The 17,052-nt window shown below is 73.5% G+C and carries 18 protein-coding genes; 8 read left to right on the top strand and 10 right to left on the bottom strand.

What is annotated here, in order from left to right; translation table 11 throughout:
• Positions 1-124 precede the first annotated feature (124 nt).
• Positions 125-1,192 carry an RNA ligase (ATP) gene (locus ACZ6B8_RS27165; RefSeq protein ID WP_471080311.1) on the top strand — a complete coding sequence of 356 codons (1,068 nt, stop codon included), beginning with the start codon at positions 125-127 and terminating at the stop codon, positions 1,190-1,192.
• Positions 1,193-1,219: 27 nt separating this feature from the next.
• Here ACZ6B8_RS27165 and soxR read toward each other — a convergent pair whose 3' ends face one another.
• On the bottom strand, positions 1,220-1,690 hold the full coding sequence (soxR, locus tag ACZ6B8_RS27160; protein WP_471608986.1) for a redox-sensitive transcriptional activator SoxR: 471 nt from the start codon (positions 1,688-1,690) through the stop codon (positions 1,220-1,222).
• A 141-nt stretch (positions 1,691-1,831) separates the two neighbouring features.
• On the opposite strand from soxR, the gene ACZ6B8_RS27155 reads away from it, so the two are divergent.
• Positions 1,832-2,296, top strand: a complete 465-nt coding sequence (locus tag ACZ6B8_RS27155) for a MaoC family dehydratase (RefSeq protein ID WP_471080305.1) — start codon at positions 1,832-1,834, stop codon at positions 2,294-2,296.
• On the opposite strand, the gene ACZ6B8_RS27150 is transcribed toward ACZ6B8_RS27155, so the two are convergent.
• The 3 genes from ACZ6B8_RS27150 to ACZ6B8_RS27140 all read right to left on the bottom strand — a co-directional run bounded on the left by ACZ6B8_RS27150 (position 2,287) and on the right by ACZ6B8_RS27140 (position 4,561).
• Positions 2,287-2,925, bottom strand: coding sequence for a TetR/AcrR family transcriptional regulator (locus ACZ6B8_RS27150; protein WP_471608985.1), 639 nt, complete (start codon positions 2,923-2,925; stop codon positions 2,287-2,289). The two genes, ACZ6B8_RS27155 and ACZ6B8_RS27150, sit on opposite strands and share 10 nt — an antisense overlap.
• An 82-nt stretch (positions 2,926-3,007) precedes the next feature.
• A complete protein-coding gene (locus ACZ6B8_RS27145; RefSeq protein WP_355810114.1) occupies positions 3,008-3,298 on the bottom strand; it encodes a YiaA/YiaB family inner membrane protein in 291 nt (96 codons plus the stop codon).
• Between the two features lie 111 nt (positions 3,299-3,409).
• Positions 3,410-4,561 carry an acyl-CoA dehydrogenase family protein gene (locus ACZ6B8_RS27140; RefSeq protein WP_471608984.1) on the bottom strand — a complete coding sequence of 384 codons (1,152 nt, stop codon included), beginning with the start codon at positions 4,559-4,561 and terminating at the stop codon, positions 3,410-3,412.
• Positions 4,562-4,661: 100 nt separating this feature from the next.
• On the opposite strand from ACZ6B8_RS27140, the gene ACZ6B8_RS27135 reads away from it, so the two are divergent.
• Entirely contained in the window at positions 4,662-5,309 is a 648-nt protein-coding gene (locus ACZ6B8_RS27135; RefSeq protein ID WP_471080295.1) for a TetR/AcrR family transcriptional regulator, read from the top strand.
• Between the two features lie 64 nt (positions 5,310-5,373).
• Positions 5,374-6,084 (top strand): ArsR/SmtB family transcription factor, encoded by a 711-nt coding sequence (locus ACZ6B8_RS27130; protein WP_471608983.1) that lies wholly within the window; start codon positions 5,374-5,376, stop codon positions 6,082-6,084.
• 31 nt (positions 6,085-6,115) lie between these two features.
• On the opposite strand, the gene ACZ6B8_RS27125 is transcribed toward ACZ6B8_RS27130, so the two are convergent.
• Positions 6,116-6,691, bottom strand: a complete 576-nt coding sequence (locus tag ACZ6B8_RS27125; RefSeq protein ID WP_471080289.1) for a TetR/AcrR family transcriptional regulator — start codon at positions 6,689-6,691, stop codon at positions 6,116-6,118.
• 69 nt (positions 6,692-6,760) lie between these two features.
• Between ACZ6B8_RS27125 and ACZ6B8_RS27120 the strand changes: the two genes are divergently transcribed.
• From ACZ6B8_RS27120 to ACZ6B8_RS27110, 3 genes are all read left to right on the top strand, one after another.
• On the top strand, positions 6,761-7,360 hold the full coding sequence (locus tag ACZ6B8_RS27120) for a dihydrofolate reductase family protein (RefSeq protein ID WP_471608982.1): 600 nt from the start codon (positions 6,761-6,763) through the stop codon (positions 7,358-7,360).
• A gap of 268 nt (positions 7,361-7,628) precedes the next feature.
• The gene (locus tag ACZ6B8_RS27115) at positions 7,629-8,489 is read left to right on the top strand and encodes a DMT family transporter (RefSeq protein ID WP_471081332.1); all 861 of its coding nucleotides are present in this window, start codon (positions 7,629-7,631) and stop codon (positions 8,487-8,489) included.
• Between the two features lie 97 nt (positions 8,490-8,586).
• Positions 8,587-9,600, top strand: a complete 1,014-nt coding sequence (locus tag ACZ6B8_RS27110) for an urea transporter (RefSeq protein WP_471608981.1) — start codon at positions 8,587-8,589, stop codon at positions 9,598-9,600.
• Between the two features lie 20 nt (positions 9,601-9,620).
• Here the strand turns inward: ACZ6B8_RS27110 and ACZ6B8_RS27105 are convergent, their stop codons facing one another.
• Positions 9,621-10,700, bottom strand: a complete 1,080-nt coding sequence (locus ACZ6B8_RS27105) for a Zn-dependent alcohol dehydrogenase (RefSeq protein ID WP_471608980.1) — start codon at positions 10,698-10,700, stop codon at positions 9,621-9,623.
• 69 nt (positions 10,701-10,769) lie between these two features.
• Positions 10,770-12,158 carry an aldehyde dehydrogenase family protein gene (locus tag ACZ6B8_RS27100; RefSeq protein WP_471608979.1) on the bottom strand — a complete coding sequence of 463 codons (1,389 nt, stop codon included), beginning with the start codon at positions 12,156-12,158 and terminating at the stop codon, positions 10,770-10,772.
• A gap of 164 nt (positions 12,159-12,322) precedes the next feature.
• Between ACZ6B8_RS27100 and ACZ6B8_RS27095 the strand changes: the two genes are divergently transcribed.
• Positions 12,323-13,366 (top strand): sulfotransferase family protein, encoded by a 1,044-nt coding sequence (locus ACZ6B8_RS27095; protein ID WP_471080275.1) that lies wholly within the window; start codon positions 12,323-12,325, stop codon positions 13,364-13,366.
• A gap of 71 nt (positions 13,367-13,437) precedes the next feature.
• Here the strand turns inward: ACZ6B8_RS27095 and ACZ6B8_RS27090 are convergent, their stop codons facing one another.
• The 3 genes from ACZ6B8_RS27090 to ACZ6B8_RS27080 form a co-directional block, all read right to left on the bottom strand.
• Complete coding sequence (locus ACZ6B8_RS27090) at positions 13,438-14,727, bottom strand: MFS transporter (RefSeq protein WP_471608978.1); 1,290 nt, start codon at positions 14,725-14,727, stop codon at positions 13,438-13,440.
• Positions 14,727-16,181, bottom strand: a complete 1,455-nt coding sequence (locus ACZ6B8_RS27085; protein WP_471080269.1) for a CitMHS family transporter — start codon at positions 16,179-16,181, stop codon at positions 14,727-14,729. Before ACZ6B8_RS27085 ends, ACZ6B8_RS27090 begins: the two co-directional genes overlap by 1 nt.
• Before the next feature lie 140 nt (positions 16,182-16,321).
• A complete protein-coding gene (locus tag ACZ6B8_RS27080; RefSeq protein ID WP_471608977.1) occupies positions 16,322-17,017 on the bottom strand; it encodes a TetR/AcrR family transcriptional regulator in 696 nt (231 codons plus the stop codon).
• Between the last annotated feature and the right edge of the window lie 35 nt (positions 17,018-17,052).

The raw sequence follows: 17,052 nt of genomic DNA, 5'->3' as shown, positions 1-17,052 counted from the left end.
TTGATACCCGGATCACGGGCTCGGCTAGACGTAGCACAGGGAAATTCCGGTGGTCATGTCATTTCGTCGCACGCGAGAGTGTGCGGCGATGACGGACACCGCGAAACCCTGAGGAGAACGGTCCATGTCGACGCTGCGCGTCACCGCCGAGGTACTGACGATCCACGAGCATCCGGGCGCCGACGCCCTCGAACTGGCCCAGGTGGGCCTGTACCGCGCGGTCGTCGCCAAGGGGGCGTACCGCACCGGTGAGAGCGCGGTCTACATCCCCGAGCAGTCGGTGCTTCCGGCCGCGCTCATCGAGGAGCTGGGACTCGCGGGGCGGCTGGCGGGCGGCAACCACGACCGGGTCAAGGCGGTGCGGCTGCGCGGTGAGCTGTCGCAGGGCATCGTGTGCCGTCCGGCGGCGCTGGCCGGTGTGGACCTGGCGCGGGCGGCGGCCGACGGCACGGACTTCGCGGAGCTGCTGGGCGTCACCAAGTGGGTGCCGCCGGTGCCGCCGACGATGAACGGCGAGGTGACGGCGGCCCCCGAGCTGCTGCCGTGGGTCGACATCGAGAACATCCAGCGCTACCCGGACGTCTTCGAGCCCGGCGAGCCGGTCGTCCTGACCGAGAAGCTGCACGGCTCGGCCTGTCTGGTCACCTACGTCGCCGGGACGATGAGCGTGCACGTCTCCTCGAAGGGCCACGGCGCCAAGTCGCTCGCCCTGCGGGAGGACCCGCGCAACCTGTACTGGCGGGCGGTGCACGCTCACGGCGTCGCGGCCGTGGCGGCGAAGCTCGCGGAGCGGATCGGCGCGCGCCGGGTCGGCGTCTTCGGCGAGGTGTACGGCGCGGGGGTGCAGGACCTGACGTACGGCGCGGACGGCCGGCGCGACACGCTCGGGTACGCGGTGTTCGACGTCAGCGCGGAGATCGACGGCCAGGTCCGCTGGCTCGACGCCCACGAGCTGCTCGACGGTGAACTTCCCCTGGTGCCGCGGCTGTACGAGGGCCCCTACGACGCCGCGCGCGTCCTGGAGCTCGCGTCGGGCCGCGAGACCGTCTCCGGGCAGGAGCTGCACCTGCGTGAGGGCGTGGTGATCCGGCCCGCCGTGGAGCGGTACAGCCCGGTGACCGGTGGCCGGGCCATCGCCAAGGCGGTCAGCCCGGCCTATCTGACCCGCAAGGGCGGCACGGAGTACGAGTGATCCGCTCGTGGCGGCCCCCGGCCGGCGTCAGCCGCGCCGGGGGCGGCGCTCCACCATCAGCCGGGAGCCGCTGTGCCGCTCACCGAAGACGTCGTCGGGGTTGGAGAGCACACAGGTGTCCAGGGAGAGGCAGCCGCAGCCGATGCAGTCGGTGAGGTGGTCGCGCAGCCGGCCCAGCTGTTTGATGCGCTCGTCGAGCTCCGAGCGCCAGCCCTCCGAGAGGCGCGCCCAGTCCTCGCGGGTGGGCGTGCGCTCCTCGGGCAGCGAGTCGAGGGCCGCGCGGATCGTGGACAGCGGGATGCCCACGCGCTGGGAGGCGCGGACGAAGGCGACGCGGCGCAGCGTGTCCCGGTGGTAGCGGCGCTGGTTGCCGGAGGTGCGGCGGCTGGTGATGAGGCCCTTGGACTCGTAGAAGTGCAGGGCGGAGACGGCGACTCCGCTGCGGTCGGCCAGCTGCCCGACGGTGAGTTCGTGGACCTTCTCGGGGATCTGGGGCACCCCTCAAACCTACTGGCTGGTCCGTTGACACGCGTCGACCCGCACCGCATGCTGAGCAAGCGCTTAGTCTGCGTAGGCTCTGCGTACGTTTCCGCATGCGTCACCGCATGAGCATCTGCATACGTCTAGGAGGCCAGGGACATGGCGGAGCCGAAGATCTTCACGTCGGCCGACGCACTGCGCGCGGGGGTCGGCACGCAGCTCGGGTACAGCGACTGGCTGGAGATCGACCAGAAGCGGATCGACCTCTTCGCCGAGGCCACCGGCGACCACCAGTGGATCCACGTGGACGCGGAGAAGGCGGCGCAGGGCCCCTTCGGGACGACCATCGCGCACGGCTATCTGACGCTGTCGCTGCTGCCCAGCCTGGTGCCGCAGATCATGCGCGTCGAGAACATGAGGATGGGCATCAACTACGGCACCGGCAAGGTCCGCTTCCCCTCCCCGGTGCCGGTCGGCTCGCGGCTGCGCGCGACCGCGGAGCTCACCGACGTCACCCCGACCAAGGACGGCGGGGTCCAGGTGACGGCCAAGGTCACCGTGGAGCGCGAGGGCTCCGACAAGCCGGCCTGCGTGGCCGAGTCGGTGTCGCGCTACTACTTCTGAGGGCCGGCGGGCCGGGCGCCCACCATCCGCAGGACGAGGTCGGCGTAGAGCGCGCCGACCTCGTCGGGCGTGCGGTGGCCCGCCACGTTGAACCAGCGGGCGACGTCGATGCAGAGCGAGAGCACCGCGAGCGTGGTGCCGGGCACGTCGGGGACGTCGAACTCCCCTGCCCGCACGCCGTCGTTGATGATCCCGCGCACGGCCGCGTCCGACTCGCGGCGCAGCGCGACGATCTCCGTGCGGTGCTCCTCGCCGAGCGCGTCCAGCTCGTACTGCACGACCCGCGCGGTCATGTGGTGCGCGGCGTGCCAGCCGACGAAGGAGCGCACGGCCGCCGCGAGCCGCACCGCGGCGTCGCCCTCGCCGTCCGCCGCGGTGCGCAGGATGGCCAGCGCCTTGTCGTGGCCGATCCGGCTGATGCGGTGGAGCAGCTCTTCCTTCGTCTTGTAGTGGATGTAGAGCGCGGCGGGGCTCATGCCGGCGCGGCCCGCGATGTCCCGCGTGGTCGTCGCGTGATAGCCGCGCTCGGCGAAGGCCTCGACGGCGGCGACCAGCAGCCGCCTGGCCGCGTCGGGGCTCACCTCGCCCCACGGCTGCTCCTCGCCGCCGGTCTCCTCCGCCGCGCTCATCGCCCACTCCTTCGTGCCTGGACCCCGGCCTGCCGGGAGGAACACCTTACCCCGGGGGGTGAGCAAGCGCTTAGGGAGCGGGTCAGGCGACGGGCTTGAAGGGGTCGTGGTCGGCGAGGATCTTCTCCAGGCGGGCCTGGTCGACCCGGCTCACGATCTGGTCGGCCTCCTGCCGGTCCCTGACCACCTTGGCCAGGGTGAACGCGGACGTCGTCAGATACAGGACGGAGACGGCGAGGAAGGCGCGGATCCAGCCGCTGACGTCGAGGCTGTAGATGCCGATCGCCGTCGCGGCGAGCGCGAAGGCGAACGACGCGATCGCCTGGCCGTAGTAGGCGGCGGTGTTCTGCTGCTTGACCGGAGTTTCGCTCATGGGCACAGCTTCGCCGGGCAGCGGCGGCGCCGCATCCGTCCCCGTACTCACCTCACGTACTCAGGTGTCGTACGCACCTCACGCGGGCAACTCCCCTGCGCCGGGCGGCCGTCAGAAGGCCGAGACCCCCGTGAGCGCGCGGCCGATGACGAGCTTCTGGATCTGGCTGGTGCCTTCGTAGAGGGTCATCACGCGCGCGTCGCGCAGCAGCTTGCCCGCCGGGTACTCGTCGATGTAGCCGTAGCCGCCGAAGACCTGAAGGGCGTTGTTGGCGGCGCGCACGGCGGCCTCCGAGGCGAACAGCTTGGCCTTGGAGGACTCCGTGGCGAAGGGCTGCCCCCGGTCGATGAGGTCGGCGACCCGCCAGGTCAGCAGGCGCGCGGCGTCCACGTCCACCGCGATGTCGCTGAGCAGCTCCTGCACCAGCTGGTGGTGGGCGATGCTCTTGCCGAACTGCTCGCGCTCACCGGCGTAGCGGACCGCGGCGTCGAGCGCGGCCTGCGCGATGCCGACGCAGCCCGCCGCCACGGACATGCGCCCCTTGGCGAGGGCCGACATGGCGACGGAGAAGCCCTTGCCCTCGGGTGCCAGCATCGCCGAGGCCGGCACGCGGACGTCCTCCAGGACGAGTTCGGCGGTGGCCTGGCCGCGCAGGCCGAGCTTGCCGTGCAGGGTGCGGCGGGTCAGGCCGGGCGTGTCGGTGGGGACGAGGAAGGCGGAGACGCCCTGGTGGCCCGGGGCGTCTCCGGTGCGGGCGAAGAGGAGGACGACGTCGGCCCACGTGCCGTTGGTGATGAACATCTTGGTGCCGTTGACGACGTAGGAGTCGCCGTCGCGCACGGCCTTCGTCGTCAGGCTGCCCGCGTCGGAGCCGGTGCCCGGCTCGGTGAGCCCGAAGCACCCCACGTACGCACCGGAGGTGAGCCCCGGCAGCCACTGCCGCTTCTGTTCCTCGCTGCCCCAGTGCGCGATGGTCTTGGCGACGAGGCCGAGCGAGACCGAGACGATGCCGCGCACCGAGGAGTCGCCGCGCCCCAGCTCCTCGGTGACCAGGCAGTACGCGAGGTGGTCGCCGCCCGAGCCGCCGTACTCCTCGTCGATGGTGAGCCCCAGGAAGCCGACCTCGCCGAGCTTCTTCACCAGGGACCGGTCGACGCTCTCGGCGCGGTCCCACTCCACGACGTGCGGAGCGATCTCGCGGGCCACGAAATCCTCGGCAAGCCGGCGGACGGCGGCCTGCTCGTCACTGAGCTCCAGGTTCATCGCGGACACCTCTCACGTCGAGTTACGGCGAGTTACTCGAATGACGTCGAGTTTTAAATTAGCACTGCTAGTTTGTTGCGGCAGCCCTACTATGTGCCGCATGGCCCGACCGCGCAAGCCCCTCCTCAGCCGAGAACGCATCGTCGACACGGCCCGCGCGCTCGTGGACTCCGAGGGACTCGCGGCCGTCTCCACCCGCCGCCTCGCCGCCGAGCTCGGCGTCAGCGGGCCCTCGCTCTACAACCACTTCCGCACCAAGGACCAGATCCTGGAGGCGGTCGCCGACTCGGTGAGCGCGCAGGTCGACCTGTCGATGTTCGAGCCGTCCGACGGACGTGACTGGCGCACGGCGCTGCACGACTGGGCGGTCTCCTACCGGGCCGCGCTCACGCTGCACCCGAACATCGTTCCGGTGCTGGCGAGCGGGCCGGGGCGGCGGCCCGCCGGACTGCGGCTCGCCGACGCGGTGTTCGGGGCGATGGTGGACGCGGGCTGGCCCGCCGCGCAGGCCACGTCCATCGGCGCGCTGATGCGGTACTTCATCATGGGCTCCGCGCTCGGCTCGTTCGCCGGGGGCTTCGTGGACGACGAGGCGGCGTACGACCCCGCCGACTACCCGCACCTGGGCCAGGCCCACCTCCTCGCCGACCGCCAGCAGGTCATCGACGAGCGGGCCTTCGAGACGGGCCTGCGGGCGCTCCTCGACGGCCTCGCGCTCCAGTACGAGCAGGTGCGGGTGCGGGCCTGACCCGGCCCCGTCCGAGGGTCACCGTTCGGTGCGGGCCGAAGTGTTCCTGCGCCATCCTGGACGCATGAGACCCGGCCCCGCGAAGAACGCCGTCGCCCCCGCCCTCGCCTCCCTCGCCGCGCTGTTCGCGGACGAGACGCGGGCCGCCTGTCTGCTCGCGCTGCTCGACGGGCGGGCCTGGACGGCCGGTGAGCTGGCCCGGCACGCGGGCGTCGCCCCGTCGACGGCCAGCGAGCACCTGGGCCGGCTGGTCGCCGGGGGTCTGCTCGCCGAGGAGCGGCAGGGGCGGCACCGCTATGTGCGGCTGGCCGACGCGCGGGCCGCCCAGCTCGTCGAGGACCTCGCCGCCCATGCGGCGCCGGGCGCGCGGACCGCGCCCCGCACGCTGCGCGAGGCGGGCGCCGCCGGCGCGATGGCGCGGGGCCGCACCTGCTACGACCACCTGGCGGGGCGCCTCGGCATCACGGTCACCGGCGCCATGACGGACCGCGGGCTGCTGCGGCAGGACACCGGGTTCGCCCTGACCGACCGGGGCGTGGCCTGGTTCGGGGAGCTGGGCATCGCGCTCGCGTCCGGTGGGCGGCGGCCACTGGCCAGGGCCTGCCTGGACTGGACGGAGCGCAGGCCGCACCTGGCCGGGGTCGCCGGAGCCGCACTGTGCCGGCACGCGCTGGCCGAGGGCTGGTGCGAGCGGATCGGCTCGGAGCGCGCCGTACGGGTCACGCCGGCCGGGAAGCGGGCCTTCGCCGCGCACCTCGGGATCGAGGGCCTGTAGGGCAGGGGGTCCGTCGCGTGGAGCACACCGCTCAGCCCGTGATGACGCGGTCCACCGCTGCCGCGACGATCGCGTCGCGCTCGTCCTCCGAGAGCACGTCCGGCAGGGTGAGCTGCTCGACGATCAGCCAATTGAACGCCAGGTACAGCAACTTGACCGCCATCGCGTCGCCCGGCAGCCCCGAGGCCTCGTGGTACGCGAGGTTGGCGTCGAGGTCCGCGCGGACGCGCTCGGTGAGGACGGCGCGCAGTTCGGGGCGCCGGGTCGCCTCCAGGCGCAGTTCGAGCAGGGCCAGATATCCCGTACGGAAGCCGCTGACCCGGCCGACGACCTCGCGCATCAGCTCGACATAGGTCTCCTTGTCGGGCGTGGCGGTGCGCTGCCGTTCGATCTCCGCGGCGCCCGGCGTGAGCCGCTCGTACACCCGGGCGCCCGCCTGGGTCAGCAGGTCGTCCCGGTTGCCGAAGTAGTTGGACGCGGTACCGGTGGGCACGGCGGCCTCGGCGTCCACCGCGCGGAAGGTCAGCCCCCGGGCCCCCTCCCTGGCCAGCACCTCGATGGCGGCGTCGACCAGGGCGGCCCGCCGGCCGTCGTTCCTGCGCACCATTGACACCACTCCATTCGCAGTACTACGTTCCGACCACTACAGGAGCAGTACTACAGGAGGAGTTACCGGATGCGCAAGCTCGTGTACTACATCGGCGCCTCCCTCGACGGCCGCATCGCGGGTCCCGCGGGCGAGGTGGACTTCTACCCGGTGGGCGACGAGGAGCAGGCCGCCGCCTACGCCGCGTCGATCAACTCCCGCTACCCCGAGACGGTCCCCGCGGCCGTCCGCCCGCTCGCCGGCCTCACGGACGCCCCGAACCTCCGCTTCGACACGGTCCTGATGGGCCACGGCACGTACCGCCAGGCGCTGGCCCACGGCACCCCGAGCCCGTACGCGCACCTGCGGCAGTACGTGCTGTCACGCACCCTCGACGCGGCGCCCGACCCGGCGGTGACGGTGGCGGGCGGCGATCCCCTCGCGCTGGCCCGCGAGCTCAAGCGGCAGGAGGGACCGCAGGGCAAGGACATCTGGCTGTGCGGCGGCGGACGGGTGGCGGCGGCACTGCTCCCCGAGCTCGACGAGCTGATCGTCAAGAGCTACCCCGTCGTCGCGGGCGCCGGAGTCCCCGTGTTCGACGGCGAGTTCGACCCCACACGGTTCCGCGTGACCGCGCGCGAGGAGTTCCCGAGCGGTGTGCTGGTGACGTGGTTCGCAGCGGTCCGGTGAGCAGGGGTGCGGGCCGACCCCGCGGTGCGCGGCAGCGGATCGGAACCCTGCGGTGAGCGGCGGACGGGAATGCCGGCCGACGCCCGACGCCGACCGTGCGGTGAGCGCCGAAGCGTTCGCGCTCTAGCCTCTGCGCATGTCTTCCTCCCGCCCGGCCCCCGCCGCCCGCCCCTCGGCCTTCGCCCGCGCGACACCCGGCTTCCGCCCCCGTCGACTGCCCCCGCGCCCCCAGCTCCTCGCCGCTGCCGCCGCCGCGGTCACCGTCGTCATGTGGGCCTCCGCCTTCGTGTCGATCCGCAGCGCGGGCTCCGCCTACTCCCCCGGCGCGCTGGCCCTCGGGCGGCTCCTCGCCGGGGCGGTGACGCTGGTCGCCGTCTGGGCGGTGCGCGGGGAAGGACTGCCGCCGCGGGCCGCCTGGCCGGGGATCGCCGTCTCCGGACTCCTGTGGTTCGGGGTGTACATGGTCGTCCTCAACTGGGGCGAGCAGCAGGTCGACGCGGGCACCGCCGCGCTGCTCGTGAACATCGGACCGATCCTCGTCGCGCTGCTCGGCTCGCGGCTGCTCGGCGACCCGCTGCCGCCGCGCCTGCTCGCGGGCATGGCGGTCTCGTTCGCGGGCGCGGCCGCCGTCGGCTTCTCGATGTCCGGCGAGGGGCGCGCCTCGCTCCTCGGCGTGGCGCTCTGCCTGACGGCGGCCGTGGGGTACGCCGCCGGCGTCGTCGCGCAGAAGCCCGCGCTGGGCAGCGCGAGCGCGCTCCAGGTGACGACTTTCGGCTGCCTGGCGGGCGCGGTCCTGTGTCTGCCGTTCGCGGGGCAGTTGGCGACCGATCTGCGCCACGCGCCGGCCTCCGCGACCCTCAACATGGTCTATCTGGGCGTCTTCCCGACCGCGCTCGCCTTCACCACGTGGGCGTACGCGCTGGCCAGGACGACCGCGAGCCGGATGGGCGCGACGACGTACGCCGTGCCGGCCCTGGTCGTCCTGATGTCCTGGCTGGCGCTCGACGAGGTGCCGGGGGCGGTCACCCTCGGGGGCGGCGCGCTCTGCCTCGCGGGGGTCGCGGTGGCGCGATCCCGCCCCCGTGCCCGGCTCGCCGACGTTCCGGAGGCCCCCGGCGCCGACAGGTAGATGTACTCTGCATCCGTCTCGCCCGGTGCCGGCGGCCGGAGCCGCGTGCGTTAATACCGGACGCCGGACGCAGGGAACACAAGTACAGAACGCGGGGGTGGCCGTGGGGCACGCGACGGATGCGCTGGACGCCGGAGGCACGACCGGTGGCACGGAACGGGCGGCCGGTATGCCGCGCGCCCGCGCCTTCGCCGCGCAGGTGCTGCGCGGGCACGCGCAGGTCACCTTTCTGCCGGGCGCCGCACCGGGCGCCCTCTTCTGCCTCGCGCTCTTCGCGGCGGGCTGGGAGTACGGGCTCTACGGCCTGGGAGGCGCCACCGTCGGGACGGCGGCGGCACGGCTCCTCGGCGTGGACCGCGGCCGTGTCGCGGTCGGCCTCGAAGGCTTCAACGCCTGTCTGACAGCGCTCGGTTGCGCGGTCTTCCTCGGCGCGGAGCACCTCTCGACGGCGCTGCTCGCGGTCGCGGGCTGCGTGGTCGTCACCGTCGTCACGGCGGCCGTGGTGCGGCTGTTCGGCGTCTGGGGGCTGCCCTCGCTCACCCTGCCGTTCTGCCTGGTCGCCTCCGCGACGACGGTCGCGGCGCCCGGCTTCCGGCGGGTGTGGCACCACGGCGAGGGCCTGGCGGCGCTCGCGGCGCCCGCGTCGGGGCCGGCCTCCCTCCAACCGGAGGACCTCGCCCGGGGGTTCCTCGCCGGTTTCGGCCAGATCTTCTTCATGTCCCAGTGGTACGTGGGCGCCCTGCTGCTGCTCGGCTTCCTCGTCGCCGGACCGCGCGTGGCCGCCGTGGCGAGCCTGGGCAGCGCCGTCGGCATCGCCACGGGCTGGGCGCTGGGCGCGCCCGCGGCGCGGATCGCCGACGGCACGACCGGATACAACGCCGTCCTCGTCGCCCTCGCCCTGTGCGGGGTCTTCCTGCCCGCGCGGGCGGCGACGCTCGCGTACGCGCTCGTGGGCGCCGCCGCCGCGACGGCGCTCGGCCCCGCGGTGGCGGCGCTCGCCGCGCCGTCCGGCGGGCACGCCTTCACGTGGCCGTTCGTGCTGACGACCCTCGTGTTCCTTTCGGCGGCCACGTCCTTCCCCCGGCTCACCGCGCCGGCGGCGGAGGGCTGACCGCCGCCGGCGGGGTCCGGTCAGAACACGACCAGCGCCCGGCCGCCCTTGCCCGCGACCATGTTGTCGAAGGCGGCCGGAATGCCGTCGAGGGCGATCCGGTCGGTCACCAGGGCACCGAGGTCGAGCCGGCCCGCCCGGACGTGTTCGGCGAGGACCGGCAGGTCGACCGCCGGGTCGCAGTTGCCGTACACGCAGCCGGAGAGCGTCCTGCCCCAGTGGAAGAGCTCCAGGGCGTTGAAGGTGACCTGCTGGTCCTTGCCGCCGATGCCGACCACCGTGGTGCGGCCGCCGCGCCGGGTCGACTCCCAGGCCGTGCGGATCGTCACCGCGCGGCCCACGCACTCCACGGCCACGTCGACGCCGTGGCCGCCGGTGAGGCGGCGGATGTCCTTGGCCGTCGCCTCCGAGGCCACCACGTACTCCGTGGCGCCGGCCGCGCGGGCCAGCTCCTCCTTCTCCGGCGAGACGTCGACCGCGACGACCGGTCCCGCCCCCGCGATCCTGGCCGCCTGCAGCGTGGCGAGGCCCACCCCGCCGACGCCGAAGACCGCCACGCTCTCGCCCGCCCGGACCCGCGCCGCGTGGTGCACGGCGCCGTAGCCGGTCAGGACGGCGCAGCCGAGCAGGGCCGCGTCGGTCAGCGGGACGCCGTCCGGCACCGGCAGGACGCAGCCCGCCGCGACCACCGTCTCCTCGGCGAACGCGGCGACGTTCAGGCCGGGGTGCAGGCCGGTGCCGTCGGAGCGCCGGGCGTAGACGTCCGCCGCACCCGCGAGCGCGTTGCCGCACAGCCACACCTCGCCGAGCGTGCAGGCGTGGCAACTGCCGCAGGACGGCGCCCAATTCAGGACGACTCCGTCGCCGGGTGCGACGTGGGTGACGCCCTCCCCGACGGAGACCACGGTGCCCGCGCCCTCGTGCCCGAGGACGGCGGGCACAGGGACCCGCATGGTGCCGTTGGTCAGGGACAGGTCGGAGTGGCAGACCCCGGCTGCGGCGAGGCGCACCCGGACCTGGCCGGGACCCGGCTCCGGAAGGTCGATCTCGGCGATCTCCAGCGGGGAGCCGACGGCGGGGAGGATGGCGGCGCGGACCACGTTGGCGTACTCCTTGGGGAAGTTGGCGGGCTGGGGGCGGGGCTCAGGGCCAGGTTGCGATCGTGCGGGTCAGAACTGCAGGGACTTGGTCTGCAGGTACTCCGTCAGGCCGTGCGCGCCCAGTTCGCGGCCGACGCCCGACTGCTTGTAACCGCCGAAGGGCGCGAGGGGGTTGAAGCTGCCGCCGTTGATGTCGACCTGGCCGGTGTCCATGCGGCGCGCGAAGGCCACGGCCTCCGCGTCGTCGGCCGCCCACACCGCGCCCGCCAGCCCGTACACGGTGCCGTTGGCGATGCGCAGGGCGTCGTCCTCGTCCTCGTACCGGATGATCGAGACGACCGGGCCGAAGATCTCCTCCTGGGCGATGGTCATCTCGGGTGTGACGTCGGCGAAGACGGTCGGCTGGACGAAATAGCCCTTGTCCTGCGGGGATTCGGGGCCGCCCGCCACGATCCGGGCGCCCTCCTCGACGCCCTTCTCGATGTATCCGCGCACGCGTGCCTGCTGCTTGGCGTTGACGACGGGGCCGATGCGCGGGCCGTACTTGGCGGCCGCGGCGGCGGCGAGCCCGACGGCCTCGTCGTAGTGGTCGGTGTGGACGAGCATGCGGGTCCAGGCGCTGCACGTCTGGCCGGAGTTGGACATGACGTTGGCGACGCCGACGGCCACGGCCTTGGCGAGATCCGCGCTCGGCAGGATGACGTTGGCGGACTTGCCGCCGAGCTCCAGCGCGACACGCTTGACGGCCGCGCCGGCGGTGGCGCCGATCTGCTTGCCGACGGCGGTGGAGCCGGTGAACGAGACGAGGTCGACGCCCTCGTGCTCGGCGAGCGCCTGCCCCGCGACCGGCCCGAGTCCGGTGACCAGGTTGAAGACGCCCGCGGGCACGCCCGCCTCGTGCACCGCCTCGGCGAAGAGCTGGGCGGTGAGCGGGGTGTCCTCGGCGGGCTTGAGCACCACCGTGCAGCCCGCGGCGAGGGCGGGCGCCACCTTGTTGACGATCTGGTGCAGCGGGTAGTTCCAGGGCGTGATCGCCCCGACCACGCCGACCGGCTCCAGATAGACCGTGGAGTTGCCCACCCGCTCCTGGAAGGGGTGGGTCGCGGCGAGCTCGGCGTACGAGCCGGAGACCAGGATCGGCACACCGGCGTGCACCGCCTCCGAGAACGCCAGGGGGGCGCCCAGCTCGGCGGTGACGGTCTCGGCGATCTCGTCCTTGCGGGCGACCAGGCGGTCCCGGAGAGCCCCGATCAGGGCGGCGCGCTCGGCGGGCGGCGTGGCGGCCCAGCCGGGCAGGGCGGCACGGGCGGCGCACACCGCGGCGTCGACGTCCTCCGCGGTGCCCGCGGGGACCCGGCCGACGGGCTCTTCGTCGGCCGGGTTCAGGACCGTGATGGTGTCGGTGCCCGCGGCCGGGCGCCAGGCACCGTCGATGTACATCCCGTCGTGGGCCTTCATCGCGTTCCTCCAGGTTGTCGTCGGCGCCCCCAAACTAGCGCTGATAGTTTTCGGATACCAGGGGGGTCCGCGCCGAGCCGGTGCCCTCTGGTGCGCCCCCGCTCCGGTGTGCTGAGGTGCACAGCGTCCCGCGAGTCCCGTGACACCGCCCCGGAGGCTGATACGTGCGCAGCTTGACCTTCGTCATCGGTACCGGCCGCAGCGGCTCCACCGCCCTGTCCCGCATCCTCAGCACCCACCCCGACGTGCTGAGCCTCAACGAGTACATGGCCTCGGTCGGCGGCGCGGCCTTCCCCGAGGGGCGGCTGTCCGGCGCGGAGTTCTGGGAGGCCCTCTTCAGGCCCACCCCGTACTTCGCGGGCATGCTCCGCAGCGGGGTGCTGATGCCGGAGTTCCTCTACACCCGCAGGCCCGGGCGGTACGCGGCCGGGACCACCGGGATCCCCGCGCTGTCCCTGATGGTGCTGCCCCACCTCACCGACGACCCCGACACCCTCCTGGACGAGCTCCGTGCGGCGGTCGTCGAGTGGCCCGAGCGCGCGGCCCCGCGCCATCACGAGGCGCTCTTCGCGCTGCTCGGCGAGCGGTTCGGCCGCACGGCGGCGGTGGAGCGCTCCGGATACTCGACGGGCTGGGCACCGGGGCTGCGCGCCGCCTTCCCGTACGCGCGGTTCGTGCACCTGCACCGGGACGGGCCGGACTGCGCCCTGTCCATGAGCCGGCACCCCGGGTACCGCGTGATCACGCTGCTGCGGGAGATCACGGAGCGGACGGGGGTGGCGGACGTCGCCGAGCTGACGGCCGAGCAGGTGCGGTCCCTGCCGCCGGATCTGGCCCCGCTGCTCGGCGAGCGGTTCGACGCAGCCCTCGTACACGACCGTGATCTGCCCCTGCGCCGCTTCGCCGACCTCTGGTCCGAACTGGTCGGGGACGGCGTCCGGTTCCTCGACGGCCTGCCCGCGGGGCAGGGCATGCCGCTCGCCTACGAGGATCTGCTCGACGCCCCGCGCGAGGAGCTGACCCGCCTCGCGGAGTTCGTCGGGGTCGAGCCGGTCACCTCGTGGCTGGACGGGGCCTGCGCCCGTCTCGACGGCAGTCGCCGCGGCTCGGCGGGCAGGCAGCTGACGGCCGCGGAACTGGCAGATGTGCGGGAGGGCTGCGCGGCGGGCACCCGGGCGCTGGCGGGTGCGGCGACCGGGCGGGGCTGACGCCGCGCCCCGGTCAGTCGGTACCGGGTCCGCACCGGGTCGATACCGGCCCCGTACCGGCCCCTGAGGACTCAGGAATGCTCGGCAACTCGCTTGCCCGTGCGGCCTGTTCGGCCGCCCTCACCTCCGCCCTCCCCGGCCCCCGGCGGACCGCCCCCGCCCCCGGGAAGCCCGCGCAGCCCCAGCCCCGCCCCCACGAGCAGCAGCCCGCCCAGCATCACGAACGGCGCCGCCACTCCGGCGACCCCCGCCACCAGGCCCGCCGACGCAGGGGCCGCGACCTGGCCGAGGCGGTTGCCGGTGAGGCGCAGGGCCAGGGCCGTCGAGCGGGCGCCGTCGGGTGCCGCCTGGACGACGGTCGTCATGGAGAGCGGCTGGCCCACCCCGAGGCAGAAGCCGAGCGCGGCCAGCATCAGGGCGAGGCCCCACACCGGCACGGGCAGCGCCATGGCCGCGCAGAGCAGCCCGCCGAGCAGACAGGTGCCGGCGAGGAGTGCGCTCCGGCCGAGGCGGCGGATCATCGGCGTCATCACCAGCCGGCAGGCGATCGTGGCCGCGGCCCGCAGCGAGAGCAGCAGGCCCACCGTGGCGGGGGCGATGCCGCGGTGCTCGCCGACCACCGGGAGGTAGGCGGTGAGGATGTCCGTGGCGGAGAGCACGGCGAGGCTGATGAAGACGCCCGCGGGCACGCCCCGAGTGCGCAGGATGCCCAGGACCGGGACCCGCCCCGCGCGTTCCGGCGCGGGCCCCGTCCGCCGCCGCTCGATGCGCCACAGCGAGGTGAGCGAGACGGCCGCGCCCCCCGCCGCCACGACCAGCGCGAGGGCGCTCGTGCGGCCGGTGTCCGCGCCGATCAGGGCGCCCGCCGCGATCGGCCCGATCAGCTGGCCGAGGGAGGCGCCGATGGTGAAGTGGCCGAAGTTGCGGTCCTGTTCGGCGGGTGCGGACTGCCGGGCCACGATCGACTGGGCGCCGATCACGAAACAGAGGTGGCCGAGGCCCATCACCCCGCTCCAGGCGGCCATCGCGGCGAGCGAGTCCGCCGTACCGCTCAGGGCGCAGCCGCCCGCGATCAGGACGACACCGAGCGGCAGCAGCGGCGCGCACCGCCCGTGGTCCGTCCGGCGGCCGAGCGGTACGGCGGCGAAGAGCGGCAGCAGGGCGTACACACCCGCGATGACGCCGACGGCCCGCTCGTCGGCGCCCAGCGCGAGGGCCCGGTAGGAGACGGCGGGCCGCGCCATCGACACCGCCCCCTGCGCGAAGCCGAAGGCGATGACGAGGCGCAGCAGCCAGCCCCTGTTCCCGGGCCCCGGCCCGGACCCGCGTGCGGGCCGGGGCCCGGATGAAACCGTCGGCATCAGATGATGCCGAAGAGGATTCCGGCGCCGAGGACCACCAGCGAGGTGAGCACGGCCCATTTGACGGTGAACTTGGTGTGGTCGCCGAACTCGACCTTGGCCATGCCGACGAGGACGTACACGGCGGGCACCAGCGGGCTCGACATGTGCAGGGCCTGTCCGGCGATGGAGGCGCGGGCGATCTCCAGGGTGGAGACGCCGTGGGCCTGGCCCGCCTCGGCGAGGACCGGCAGGACGCCGAAGTAGAAGCCGTCGTTGGACATGAAGTAGGTGAGCGGGATGGAGAGGAGGCCGGTCACCAGGCCCATCTGCGGGCCCATGCCCTCGGGGATGGCGCCGACGAGCCAGTCGGCCATGTGGTCGACCATGCCGGTACCGGTGAGCACCCCGGTGAAGACGGCGGCGGCGAAGACCATGCCGGTGACGTTGAGGACGTTCTCCGCGTGGGCCGCGACGCGGGCCTTCTGGTCGGGCATGTGCGGGAAGTTGACGGTGAGGGCGAGGGCGGCGCCGAGCAGGAAGAGGACCGGGATCGGCAGCCACTCCATGATCATGGCGGTGAGCAGCAGCACGGTGAGGGCGGCGTTGAACCAGTAGAGCCCCGGGCGCAGCGTGGCGCGGTGGGGGTCGAGGCCCTGGAACCCGTCGTCGCCGTCCTCGGCGCCCGCCTCGCTCCCGGGGGTGTCCGCGTCGGTGCCGGAGCCCGGGCCGCCGGCGGGCTTCGCCGTGGCGCCGTCGGTCTTCTTGATGAGCGACGTACGCCCCTCGCCACCGGCCCCCGCGCCGACCAGCACCGTCTCGTCGGCGGTCTCCTTCTCCAGGACCTCGTCGAGCGAGAGGACGCCGAGGCGCTTGCGCTCGCGCAGGCCCAAGGCGTACGCGAGGAGGAAGACGGCGACGAGACCCATGGCGAGCGCCGGGATCATGGGGACGAAGATGTCGGTCGCGTCGACCTTGAGCGCGGTCGCGGCGCGGGCCGTCGGGCCGCCCCAGGGCAGCGTGTTCATGACGCCGTTGGCGGTCGCGGCGACGCCGGTCATCACGACGAGGCTCATCTTCAGGCGCCGGTAGAGCGGATACATCGCCGACACCGTGATCATGAAGGTGGTCGAGCCGTCGCCGTCGAGCGAGACGATCGCGGCGAGCACGGCGGTGCCGATCACGATGCGCAGGGGGTCGGCCTTGCAGAAGCGCAGGATGCCCCGGACGATCGGGTCGAACAGGCCGACGTCGATCATGACGCCGAAGTACACGATGGCGAACATGAGCATGGCCGCGGTGGGCGCCAGATTGCCGACGCCGTCGAGGACGTAGTCCCCGAGGTGGGCCCCCTTCCCGACGAACACGCAGAAGAGTGCCGGGATCAGCACCAGGGCCGCGATCGGCGACATCTTCTTCATCATGATCAGCACCAGGAAGGTGGCGATCATGACGAATCCGAGGATTGTCAGCATGGGGGCTACCTCACGTTCACCATCGAACTCCCACCAGGTCTGGCGGTCCGGACGACGTTAGGACCCGCTCTCCGGCGTTAACAAGATGTTGACGCGCGAGCAATAAGCGCAAAACTCCTGGTCACGGCCGTCACCCCGGTTCAGTCCAGCGACCGCCCCAAGTACGCGTGCAGCAGCTTCCGTGCCTCGTCGACGAGGGCCGCGTCGCCCGACGGGGCGGCGCGGAAGGCCAGCTGGAGGACCGCGTCGACCGCCTCGACGCCGACCAGCATCGTGCGGCGCAGCTCCGCGTCGAGCGGGCGGTCGAGATGGACGGCGAGCAGGGCCGCCACCCGTTCGGCGACCTGGACGTTGGCGTCGGGCATCGCCTCGGGCGCGCAGGGGACGCCGAAGTCGACGAGGCCGAATCCGGGGACGGTGCGCATCATCGTCAGGTACTCGTCGAAGGCCGCGTCGACGGCGCCGCGCCAGTCGCCGCGCCCGACGGCGGCGACGCGCTCGGTCACGCGCTGCGCGTACGCGTCGAGGTTGCGGTGGGCGAGGGCGTCGACGAGGGCGCGTTTGTTGCCGAAGAAGCGGTAGACCGAGCCGATCGGGACGCGGGCGCGCTGGGCTACGGCGCGGGTGGTGAGGCCCTCGTAGCCGACCTCGTCCAGGACGGCGGCGCAGGCGTCGAGGATCCGGGTCAGCCGTTCGGCGCTGCGCTCCTGCACGGGGACGCGGCGCAGGGAGGCCGGGGGGCGTGTGTCCCCGGACGGGTCCGGGCGGTCCGCCGGCCCGGTGGGGCCGTCGGCGGGGCGGTCCGGGGGGTCCGCGGGCTGGTTCGGGCTGGGCATGCCCGGAGAGTAACGCGGGAGAGCGGCGGGCGAGC

Source organism: Streptomyces sp. NPDC041122 (genome assembly GCF_055592445.1).
Note: the sequence above shows the minus strand (reverse complement) of the source record. Positions and strands in the feature narration are given on the sequence as shown.